This window comes from Pseudocolwellia antarctica (genome assembly GCF_049933045.1).
Classification (GTDB): Bacteria; Pseudomonadota; Gammaproteobacteria; order Enterobacterales; family Alteromonadaceae; genus Pseudocolwellia.
Genome location: NZ_CP187926.1, coordinates 3069745 through 3081392, shown reverse-complemented (window position 1 = coordinate 3081392; position 11648 = coordinate 3069745). Strand labels below are relative to the sequence as shown.

8 protein-coding genes are annotated in these 11648 nt (G+C 36.1%); 2 read left to right on the top strand and 6 right to left on the bottom strand.

From position 1 onward, the window contains the following. The first annotated feature begins 338 nt into the window (after positions 1 to 338). On the top strand, positions 339 to 1358 hold the full coding sequence (locus ACPUVN_RS13305) for a YHYH protein (RefSeq protein WP_426359846.1): 1020 nt from the start codon (positions 339 to 341) through the stop codon (positions 1356 to 1358). Further along, positions 1358 to 1672, top strand: a complete 315-nt coding sequence (locus ACPUVN_RS13300; protein ID WP_426359847.1) for a hypothetical protein — start codon at positions 1358 to 1360, stop codon at positions 1670 to 1672. Before ACPUVN_RS13305 ends, ACPUVN_RS13300 begins: the two co-directional genes overlap by 1 nt. 154 nt (positions 1673 to 1826) lie before the next feature. Here ACPUVN_RS13300 and ACPUVN_RS13295 read toward each other — a convergent pair whose 3' ends face one another. The 6 genes from ACPUVN_RS13295 to ACPUVN_RS13270 form a co-directional block, all read right to left on the bottom strand. Beyond that, positions 1827 to 3758 carry a putative bifunctional diguanylate cyclase/phosphodiesterase gene (locus tag ACPUVN_RS13295; RefSeq protein ID WP_426369236.1) on the bottom strand — a complete coding sequence of 644 codons (1932 nt, stop codon included), beginning with the start codon at positions 3756 to 3758 and terminating at the stop codon, positions 1827 to 1829. 209 nt (positions 3759 to 3967) lie between these two features. Beyond that, positions 3968 to 4681 carry a hypothetical protein gene (locus tag ACPUVN_RS13290; RefSeq protein ID WP_426359849.1) on the bottom strand — a complete coding sequence of 238 codons (714 nt, stop codon included), beginning with the start codon at positions 4679 to 4681 and terminating at the stop codon, positions 3968 to 3970. Between the two features lie 79 nt (positions 4682 to 4760). Then, complete coding sequence (locus ACPUVN_RS13285; protein WP_426359850.1) at positions 4761 to 5558, bottom strand: class I SAM-dependent methyltransferase; 798 nt, start codon at positions 5556 to 5558, stop codon at positions 4761 to 4763. Between the two features lie 168 nt (positions 5559 to 5726). Continuing rightward, positions 5727 to 7430: a sensor domain-containing diguanylate cyclase gene (locus ACPUVN_RS13280; RefSeq protein ID WP_426359851.1), complete on the bottom strand. Its 1704-nt coding sequence runs from the start codon at positions 7428 to 7430 to the stop codon at positions 5727 to 5729. A gap of 354 nt (positions 7431 to 7784) precedes the next feature. Then, the gene (locus tag ACPUVN_RS13275; protein ID WP_426359852.1) at positions 7785 to 8300 is read right to left on the bottom strand and encodes a DUF6702 family protein; all 516 of its coding nucleotides are present in this window, start codon (positions 8298 to 8300) and stop codon (positions 7785 to 7787) included. Beyond that, a complete protein-coding gene (locus ACPUVN_RS13270; RefSeq protein ID WP_426369235.1) occupies positions 8300 to 10774 on the bottom strand; it encodes a M1 family metallopeptidase in 2475 nt (824 codons plus the stop codon). Before ACPUVN_RS13270 ends, ACPUVN_RS13275 begins: the two co-directional genes overlap by 1 nt. Positions 10775 to 11648 lie beyond the last annotated feature (874 nt).

Here is an 11648-nt window from a genome sequence, read left to right as displayed (position 1 = left end):
TAAAATGCTTTTCAATCGGGGAGATTTAAAAACAAGATAATAATATATCCTTGCAAGAATAGTGACAAACGTTAAAAAATCATCCGACGAGTGAATATAATTCATCTGTTTGATTGCTATTAGCTACCTATAACGAAATAATTAAAGGTAAATAGTAAATACAATAAAAGTAAGATCCCTAGAATATTTATATAAGCATAAGATCTTTTTTAAAGTGTGTATTCAGGCATGTTAAAAGTTGATCATATTTTCTTATTTCTTCTCATCTCCTTACTATTTCCACAATTCTTGCACAATTGTAATGCACTATTACATAAATTTATAAATAGAGAGTTGTCATGAATAAAGTTTTAACGTTAGGTGTACCTGTATTAAGCCTTTTACTTTTTGCTGGTTGCGGCGGCAGTGATTCAGAAAATACAACTTCAGAAGATAGTGCCGAAGTAGTGATTGAAACAGAAACTGAAACCGAACCAACAGGTGAAGTTAGTGGTTATTCTGTTGATACCACTAAATTTGATTCGTCAGCTTCTATTACTGAAGTATCTTGTACTTTATCTAATGGCGAATCATCGACTTGTTACTCTATTACCGTGAGTGGTTTCCCTTCAGATCGAAGTGAACTAGGTCCATTTTGTCCAGAAAGCACTTCAACTGAAGCCGTTGATGCGGGTAAATGGTTTGATGATGGCGTGTTATATGATCTTACTGGCGAGTTTGTTAGTAATTTAGATAGCTTTTATGGCGATAGTAACTGGCAGTTATTCAACGAAGCAACGGGTGCTATTAATATCACTGATACGCAAACATCATGTGAGGCAGCAGCAAGACCTGATGTAGCAGCCGAATATAATAACTTTTGTGTGCAGTGTGATATTAACTATTACAGTGATGCTGAAGGTGAGGGCATAGAATCTACCTTCTTAATTCCTGTAACTCCTGTTGCACGTTCTAGTGCTGGGGCTGTTGGTCGAGACAGTATTGGTGTAACTTTTAATGGTGTAACTCTAGATGCGGCTGCACCTACTGAAGCTATTTTAAGTGCATATACTATTGCTGCATTCGATGACTGTGTTGGACATGTAAATCCATTTGCTGGCTATCATTACCATGGCGCAAATCATGGCGAAGGTACTTGTCCTGCTATTGCTGTTGAAGCCGATGGACACGGTGGTGCTTTTGGCTATGCACTTGATGGTTACGCTATTCACAGTATGCTAGATGAAAATAACGAAGAAGAAACTGATTTAGATTCGTGTCGTGGACATACAGATGATGTTCGTGGTTATCATTATCATTCAGCAGGTCCTGGTGAAAATCTTTTTATCGGCTGTTTCACAGGTGAGACTGCACAATAATGACTATTTTTAATCGAATTGCATTTACCTTTTTTGTACTGTTAGCAGGCATATCAAGTGCTAATGCGCACGACTCTCATACTCATCAAGCTCCTTGGCAAGCTTGTGCTGATAAACAGATAAAAGAGGCGTGTTCTTACACCAATGGTGATGAAGACTTATTTAAAGGCTCGTGTCAGTTATTCAATGAAGCATTAATGTGTGTAAGAAATGAACCTATTATTCATGTTAAAGCCTTAGCCAAAGCAGCTGAAAAAGAAGCTAAGCAAACAGCTGAGAGTAAAGTGACTGAAGCAACACATACACATCATTAATCTTGATAGATAAGAAAGAGCTAAGAATCAAGCTATTGATTGATTGTTTATTTTGTTGTGAAAAATATTAAGTATGTGAAGTAGAAACTAGCCTCAACATTATTGTTGGGGCTTTTTTATAAGCGGTGTTTGTAAGCATGTTTAGAAGGTGTTTTTAAGCGGTATTACTATGTTTGCTTTCCAAATAGCTTGGAATATTCTCTATTTCTATCGGTCTAGAATAATAATAACCTTGAAAGTAATGTACACCGAGCTGTAACAACGCTTGAGACTGTTCTTCGGTTTCAACACCTTCAGCAATTACTGTGAAGTTAAGAGCTGAAGACATATGCATTACAGCGGAGATAATCGCCTTGCCATTGCTGTCTACTTTATTTACAAATGAGCGATCTATTTTAACCATGTTTACGGCTAAGTCTTGCATCGCTGAAAGGGAAGAGTAGCCTGTACCAAAGTCATCAATAGAGACTTGGACCCCCATAGATTGCAGTGACTTTATTTGATTGGTGATAACAACTAAATCAGAAGCGAAAACCGATTCTGTAATTTCAATATGCAATAACTCGGCGGGTAATAAACTGCTTGAAAGTGCTTCTTCAACAATTCCGATAAAGTTTTCATCTTGCAGCTGAATAATCGATACATTCACACAAACAATAATTTCTCGTTTGTTGTCCCATTGTTTAGCTTGCATACAAGCGTGTTGTAATACCCATGCGCCTATCTCATGAATTAAACCATATTGCTCTGCGATAGGAATAAATTCGTCAGGCGGAATATTTTCATCGTCAAGCTGCCACCTGAGCAGTGCTTCAAAAGCCGCTATATTTAAAGTTTTAGAACATATAATCGGTTGAAACACCAATCTGAGCTGTTTGTTTTCAATGGCTTTGGTTAATCCATTCTTTAAATGTAAATCGTAAGCAAAGAGTTTTTCCATTTCTTCTGTAAATACACATACTGCGGAGCGCATTTGTTTTTTCTGATAGTACATTGCCATATCAGCTAACTGGATCAAACGATCTTCTGTTTTGGCATGAATAGGGTAGAGAGCTATTCCTATTGTTGCGCCAACCGATAATATGCTGTTTTCGGTATTATGAGGTTCAGAAAGTAAGGCTATGAGCTGCTTGGACTTTTCAACAGCAGAAGCCTCATCGATATCTGAAAATACAATGAGAAACTCATCTCCTCCCCAACGGCATAAAAGCTGAGAGTCTTTTGTAAATTGACTCAAACGGTTTGCTGTTTCTCTTAAAATATCATCACCAGCCTTATGTCCTATCGAATCATTAATCTTTTTAAAGCCATCAAGATCAATAAACAATAAAGCAAAAGGTTTTTGGGGTGTTGTTGTTACTACTTTTAATTGTTCTAAAAAAGCCGTTCTATTGAATAAGCGCGTGAGTGGGTCTAGGTTTGATAACTCATAGATTTTATGAGTACGTTGCTTAACCTTCTCTTCCATTTGATGAACTAAAATAGAGTTTTCATTTTTTAAAAATAAAGTATTAGCGGTAAATTTTGCTGAGTTTCTAGAAATAACCAACATAACAATAGAGAAAGATAAGCCAAGAATACCTAATAATTGAAGATGTTTCTGGTCTGATAATATTAAGCCTATAGAGCCAGGGGTAAGTAAAATACAAGGGAAAAAAATAGCGGTATATTTGTGAGCTGCAAGCACAGTTGATGAGCCGCCTGCCATAGCGGCAATAGCAATAATTGTTGTGGTTAGCTCAATATCATTACCTTGCGTAGTACAATAAACTAGATAAACCGACCACATTAAGGCTGTTAAATTTGCGCCTGTAATAAAGCGGATGGTCGCTATATTGCCATCAAACTGTGTTTTTTTGAGTTTGACTTCCCACCAAATCATATCGAAGAATCTTATGAGTAAGAGGCAGGTCATCACCCACCACCATATCTTTTTGAGAGGATCAATTCGGGGATAGCTAAAAGCAAAAACTAAAAAACTAGAGGTTAATAAGCTTATTAAAATACCTGCAACCGCATTGCCATATAATATAACTGCGGCATCGCGTTGCATGAATTTATTTAATTTTGAATTAGTTTCGGTCAAATATACACTTTCTACAACTTAGGCGTTTATATAATAATAGACCAAATAATGAGAATATACAGTATACTTTAATCTGATTTTATCAGCTGGAAGATAGACTTTTTTGCAAATATTAACGCTTATCTCAACTCTTAAGAATGACGCTACGGTAGAATAAATAACTAATGCTATAACCCTCTATTACTTTCAATACTATGTTTATATTAAGTTTATATTATTCCTATATCTTGAGTAACTTCTTCTATCGACTTTGTATAATAAGTCGCAATTAACAGGGTACGTTGTAAACCTTTGTTAGCCAGTGCTGCTTGTTCTTTATATAAAACTTTCAGCGTTTTAATAAATAAAGGGTAATTAGCTTGAGTTACGTCTTGCTGCTTACTTTCAATTTCTATTAAAGCCAATAACGCCGTTAGTTCGTGATTCGCTAATGATGTTAAATTTTTATTAGTCAATAAATACGCTTCTATCGGAGTGAGGTTTTGTTTGTCTCGTTGGCAAAGTCCATCACATAAAGTGATGTTACTGCCAAATAACATCATCGAACGTAAATAATTGAATGGTGGCTGACCAGAGGTGGTAAGCACTTTGTTATTCGTAAATAAATAATGAAGTACATTACGTTGATGATCGTCTACTTTTTTAAAATTATCGGCTAATTGCAGTGCGGGCGTAAAAAAGTTTAAGGTATTGCTGGTTTGTATTCTGGCGATAAGCGAATGTGATAAACCTTTTGCTTCAATGAAGCTTGTCGCTAGCTGCTGAAAATAATCAAAATGAGATAACTTTATCTCTCCCTGTTGAAACATAAAGCCTAATTGAGCTGTATTCTGAACCTCACTCGAATCTAAGTAATGTTGAAGAAGACCTTTTAGATCGTTTTTCTGTAATAAGCGGATCAGGGTTTGTAAATGTTCCTGCATGGTTTAGCCTTTTTAAATATGTTGAATACTGAGCGTTACAATAGTAGTAAAGTTAAGACTTTTAATGGCTCTATACTCGTTACTTAATGTCAGCAAGCCATTGCTGTTCAAATCTATCCATCTGCTGATGCCTTTTGCTGGCGAGGTGATTCACTCTATCTTGCTCTGTATGAAACGGGCCAACGCGACATGCAGTACAATAGTTTTCACTTAAGTACTTAGGTTTTACTAGCATGCTAGCAAGCTCCGTCGTGTTTTTACGACTAAAAGCATAACTGATCCCTTGAGTGTCTTTTACATGTTTATCTCGGTCTACATTCCTGATTTTATAACCTGGGAATTTTTCAATCTCAAAGGGCATATTGCCAAGATAATTAATATCAGTATGCAGTGTTAACGCTGCTTCGATATTCCACTGACGATAAGGTTTCACATCTTTTGAGGTAATAAACGCGAGTTGTGCGCCTTCGCTATCTAAAAACTCATTAAAACAATTTAATAAGTATTTACGCAGTAACCGTCTGTGCAAAGTATTTAAGCTAACTGTTTTTAAGTTATCACCGCATTGCTGATTAAAGTCTTCAACTGAATTGAATGCAGGCAACAGTGGAAACTGAAAAATAACCACATCAAATTGATGCTTGTTTAACTCTCCCCATGTTTCACTCTTGGTGACATCAAAACGGGTTAGCACATCACAATTTTTAGCCTGTAATTGCTGATAGTGCTCGGCACTGTATTTATCTGTTAACGAAGCATAATCGTCAAAAATGGTCGCCGTTAATGTTGCTGGTTGATAATGCTTTAATAAAGAACAAGAGAAGGATAAGTCACCATCACCTATTGTTAATATGCGCCACGTGGGATTGATATACATAGAGAAGTTAAGTTATAGAAAAACTTTATTGTAAGCGATAGAAGAGGGTATTGCAGATAATTAAGCAAAAATTTTAAAGCGGCATAAGGCTTTGTTTATACATTAGGCTATATTCGTTCATATTTTTCTATGTTTGTAAGAGAAAACAATCAGTTATATAAAAATAAACTATATAAAAAATTGAGACTGATTTCTCCCGTTATTTTTTGCTTTGTAAAGTGCTTTATCAGCCCTGTTAATTGTTTCTTGTATGTCTGGCTGTTTAAAATCAACGCCTGAAATTCCTGCGCTAATGGTAAAACTGAATTCATTTTTATCGACTTTAAATATTGTGTTTTCTAACTCGATTCTAATACGTTCTGACAATTTAAAAGCATCGTGTACTGAAGTACTCGGCATAAGAATAATAAACTCCTCGCCACCATAACGAGCTAAAACATCTTGAGCTCGAGATTTTCCTCTTATCACTTCAGCTGCTTGTTTAATGGCTTGATCTCCAGAGGCATGGCCATAAGTGTCGTTGATCTTTTTGAAGAGGTCTATATCAATAATAACGATAGAAGTCGCTTGTTGAGTACGGATAGCTTGCTTTAATAACAAGTTAGCAGCATCACTGAAATAACGTCGGTTAAATAATTGAGTTAAAGGGTCCGTTGTAGCCAGCAGTTGTAAGTCTGCTTGAGATGACTTCAACTTCTCTAACATACGAATGCGGTAAGCAATAATAAGCGACAGGACAAGAGCTTCTAGCAGTATTCCAATACCGACTCCATGACTGTTGATATAACCAAAATCTGCTTTGCCTTTATAAAAAAGCACAGCGCAGGTGCTAAATATTACAAATAACCCATGACCAATTAAAAAGAAAAGAGCGATAGGCTGTTTTCGAACCAGCATTGAAAGCGTTACTGAAAGGCTAACAAACATCATTATTGCAGCTAAAGTGCTGGCATAGTTAAGTGCGGTAATAATATCAAATAGGCCATAAACTAAATCTACGATCAATAAAGCAAGAATGGATAATAATGCCCAATGTTCAATAGGATATTTTTTCTTGGTTTCAAAAATATTCATCATGAACAACAATAAGAATATAGGCATGCAAACTAGAGATAAATGCCATTTGAGGATATTGGTACCGTACACATTAAAAAGGTCTGCGATTAACCCATAAGAAAGGGCAATCCAAAAACCGCCAGAAACGAGATAACAGGCGTAATAAAAATGCTCTCTTAAACGTGAGGTAAAGAATAATAAAAAGTTATAAATGATAAGTGCTAACAGCATTCCAACGGCTAATGCAATGTCGGTGTATTGACCTAGTAGCACTCTTTTTGATTGATCTTCGTTATAAATATTAAGTGCATACCACTGGTGTGAAAAGGCCACGCTTTTAACAAACAACGTTTTATGTTGAGAGGGCTTCAAGGTAATATCAAATACACCACTACCACGATACATCCACTCTTGAGTTTCTCTGTTGTCCATATCAAGTAAACGCTCACGTACTAGTTTGCCATCAATAACTTCATAGAGTTCTAGTTTACTATTGTGATAAGCGTAAGGATGATGAAGGTAAACCTTTATTGTTGATGTGTTTGCATTATTAAGCTTTATTTTAGACCAGGTCGTTTTAGACGTAGTGCCTAAAGATAATGCATTAGGTGCTAATTTAAATTCTTGCTGCTGTACCTCAGTAAAAGTCATGTCTTGTTTGCTGTCGACAAAATATCCCATTTCAAATTGTTCAAGTTTGATCACATCATCTTTAATAATTTGTGTCGGGATCTCCGCATGGGTCGCGCGGGAAAATAACGAAAAGAATAGATATAAGAAAGTTAAAATAAGAGTGTACTGGCGAATACGAGTCATTAATTACCTTCCATAGAAAAGATATACACAATTTGTAACATTTAGAATTATCCTAACCGATCGTTCAACAAAAATGTACCTTTAATGTAAATAGTAGTCACCATTATTAAGAAAGCGAATAATTTATTGTAGATCAAAATAATTACAATACATCCATGGGTTAGTGTTTTTTAAAGTTATCAATTTCAGATAAAAAAAGCCTCAACATTTCTGTTAAGGCTTTGTTATTAATGATACCAACTGTGGTCGCTCGCTTAACTACAAATACAATAATATCTTTATCATGTTTTGTAAAAAGCACAGAGCTAACTCAGGTCAAAATCAAATTAATACCTGTATAGCATAAGCAATAGATTAGTTAAATTTCGTTATTAACCAGTCTTTGTTGTCGCTAAAGTATAAAGTACGAATTTTGTCTTTACCTTCAATATTAACCATATTGATTTGTGTTGGCCAAAGATCGCGTAATGTACCATTAAACAACTTCAAACCATCTAGTCCAGTTGGTATTGCTGTTTCTTGATACACCCAGAAAAACTTACCTTCTACTTCATAACCCACAGAAGTTAAAGGCAGTTCTTCATCTGCTAAAGAGCGAACTAAAAATTGCTTAGCCACATAGTCAGCAAATTGCTGCTGTGTTTTCTTTAGGTTAATGATGTCAGCATTCTTATCAAATAATGATTGAACTGCATGCTCAGTGTCATGCATGTAAAATCTATGTGATACCTCTAATTGACCAGAGCGTTTGTTAAAGGTTACCGTTGTTTCAGCTGCTTTTTGTTGGTGCGCAAACGCTACGTTTGTAGAAGCGATACTTGTTACCACCATTAGAAAAACAGCTATAAAAATGATTAAACTTTTAGACATTATTTGTCCTTCTTATCTTCTGTTTCATCATCTTCTTCGGTTTTAAGTTCTGTTTTTATATCTTTCATGATATCGCGACTAACTTTAGCTGTGCTCTTCTTAGCTTTGTATGCTTCAACACGTGTTGGAATTATTTGACGTGGGTAGTGATTGTTCTCTACGTCAACATCAGCAGTTTCCCAACCTGGATCAACAGTAACACTAACTAACTCTTTGTCGCTATCGCTCACGACAAGTTTACTCACGTGTTTTGGTGTTCTACGCCAAATTTCAGCAGGAATGTACTGACTTTCTTTTGAACCATCTTTATATGTTAGCTCTAAAATAATTGGCATAACTAAACCACCAAGATTTGAGAACTCTAATACGTAATAGTTTTTATCTTCTTTCACTGCACGTTCTAGCGCTTTAACTTCCCAAGGCTTTAAACCTTTTAAGAATTTATTGTACTTATTACGTTCTTTATTTGTAACGGTGAAACGATCGTTTTCGTCGTAAAAATCAGTTACGTCAGAGTTACGATCAACCCACAACTCTTTACCTTCTGCTTTGTTACGTTCAACAAATAATGAAGACGGCTTATCCAGTTCAATTTGACGTAAACGACCGTAATCAATATCTGGATTATGAGTATCTAAACGCATTTTATATACTTTATCTATTGAGATATCTACGTGATCTGTAGAGTAGAACCAACCACGCCAGAACCAATCTAAATCAACACCAGATGCTTCTTCCATTGTACGGAAAAAGTCAGATGGAGTAGGGCGTTTGAACTTCCAGCGAGCAGCATATTCTTTGAAAGCAAAATCAAATAGTTCACGACCTAAAATCACTTCACGTAAAACGTTAAGTGCAGCAGCAGGTTTTGTATAAGCATTAGGGCCTAAACGTAAAACGCTGTCAGACTGTGTCATAATTGGTACCTGGTTTTGAGACTTCATGTAACCAGTAATATCGCGAGGTTCAACTCCCCAAGGAATTGTAGGATCCCATTCACGACCAGCAATACCATCTAAGAAGCTGTTTAAGCCTTCGTCCATCCAAGTCCATTGACGTTCGTCAGAGTTAACCACCATAGGGAAATAAATGTGACCTACTTCGTGAATGACAACACCAATTAAGAAGCGTTTTTCAGCTTGTGAATAAGTGCGAGAACCATCGTCTTGTAACTCAGTACGTGGTCCATTAAAAGTGATCATCGGATATTCCATTCCACCTACAGGGCCATTAACTGATTGGGCTGTTGGGTATGGGTAGTCAAACGAGTAGCGAGAGTAAACCTCCATTGTATGAACAATAGATTCTGTAGAGTACTTCTTCCAAAGATCTCCACCTTCTTTAGGATAGAAAGACATTGCCATAACAAATGGCATATCATCGCCACCTTGTTTATAACCTTTAGCATCCCACATAAACTTACGTGAAGAAGCCCAAGCAAAGTCACGTACATTGTCAGCTTTAAACTTCCAGGTTTTACGCTTGTTAGTGCCTTCTTTCTCGTTTTCTAAAGCTTCTTCTTCAGTAACAACAAATACTGGGCGCTTAGATGTTTCAGCTTTTTCTAAACGATTACGTTGCGTTCTTGTTAGTACATCTTTAGGGTTAGCTAATTTACCTGTAGCACTAACGATATGATCCGCAGGAACTTCAATCTCTACTTCATAATTACCAAATTCTAGCGTGAACTCACCACGACCTAAGAATTCTTTGTTATTCCAACCTTCGTAATCTGTATAGGCGTGAAGGCGAGGGAACCATTGTGCTAGTAAGAAAATGTCGTTACCGCCTTCGCGATCGTCTTTTTCAAAATGTTCGTAACCTGAACGTGCTGACACTGCATCTTCTTCAACAATGTTGAAAGCGAAGTCGATAGAAAACTCAACGTTACCACCTGATTTTACAGGCTTAGGTAGGTCGATACGCATTTGCGTACCAACAACAGTAAAGTCTAGCTTTCTGCCTCTGCTGTCTTTAATAGCACTAATTTCATAACCTAATTCGTTATCAGCCATAAATTGCTGGCGACGTAATTCACCTAAACTAATTTTTGCTGGTGTTTCTGCATCACCTGTTTTTGTGTATGGACCACGACGACCAATACCACCAAAGTTGTTTGCCATATTAGCAATAGAGTCTTCTTTGAAGATGTTTTGATCTAATTGCACCCATAAGTACTTTAACTTGTACGGAGAGTTATTTTGGTATGTAATTTTTTCACTGGCTGTTATACGGCGTTTTTCTTCATCAAGTGATGCCTTGATTTTATAGTCAACTTTTTGTTGCCAATAATTCTCACCTGGCTCACCCGCTGCATTTCGGTAGACATTGGGTGTAGGAAGAACTTCTTCTAGTTGACGAAATTTGTCTTCAAAATCGCCTTTGGTCTGTTTAATTGCTGATGCATTAACTGATGACGCTATTGAAAGCGGCAAAAATATTACAGCAAACGCTTTAATAATTTTAAGTTTCATGTTTATTTCTTATCTTATTGTTCTAGTTAATTAAAACCTTAAAGTGTTTAAGATTTTAATGCTCGGAATCACATAGTATGAATAAATTTATTGCTACTATGATCAGAGACTAGTTTTAGATGCGGAGAACGTTCTTATTAAGGTAGATTCGTATAAGAGAATTCTTCATTCTTGTTTTTGAATAGTCACTAATAGCAGTTGTTGAATTAAAACCGTTACAATATAACAATATATCAGCCATTTAAAAACAGCTTTTATTGCACTATAACTAAAGGTTCTATTAATACAACTTGATTAGATGGTCAGATAATAAGGTTGTCTTTATAAACTAAGCTTGATCTTAGTTAATTAGAGCTTAAATTTATAATTATATGAGAAAAAAATTAAATAACTTTAGTTACTGTTAGTGAGTTATAACATGTGAATGTTACCTCGTTTATAATTCTATTAATCATTAGAGCAATAGACTTAATTGAGGTTATGACTTGATGCTTTTAACAAAGGGGTGGTGTCGACGGCTAGTGGTTTAAACCGAACTGGCGACCTGCTTATTTTTCGGGTAAGCATTTATCGGTAGATACAAAAACGCCTAGCCGAAGTTAGGGCTTGATACTTCCTAGGAATGAATAGTGTTGACTGACAGCTGTTTAAACCGAGCTGGCGACCTACTTATTTTTCGGGTTAGCATATTAATCTTAGAAATAAATAAACCTTAACAGATGTTAGGTTTTTCTTATAAATGCTGCTGACTGCCAGCTGTTTAAACCGAGCTGGCGACCTGCTTATTTTTCGGGTAAGCACTTATCGGTAGATACAAAAACGCCTAGCCGAAGTTAGGGCTTGATACTTCCTAGGAATGAATAGTGTCGACTGC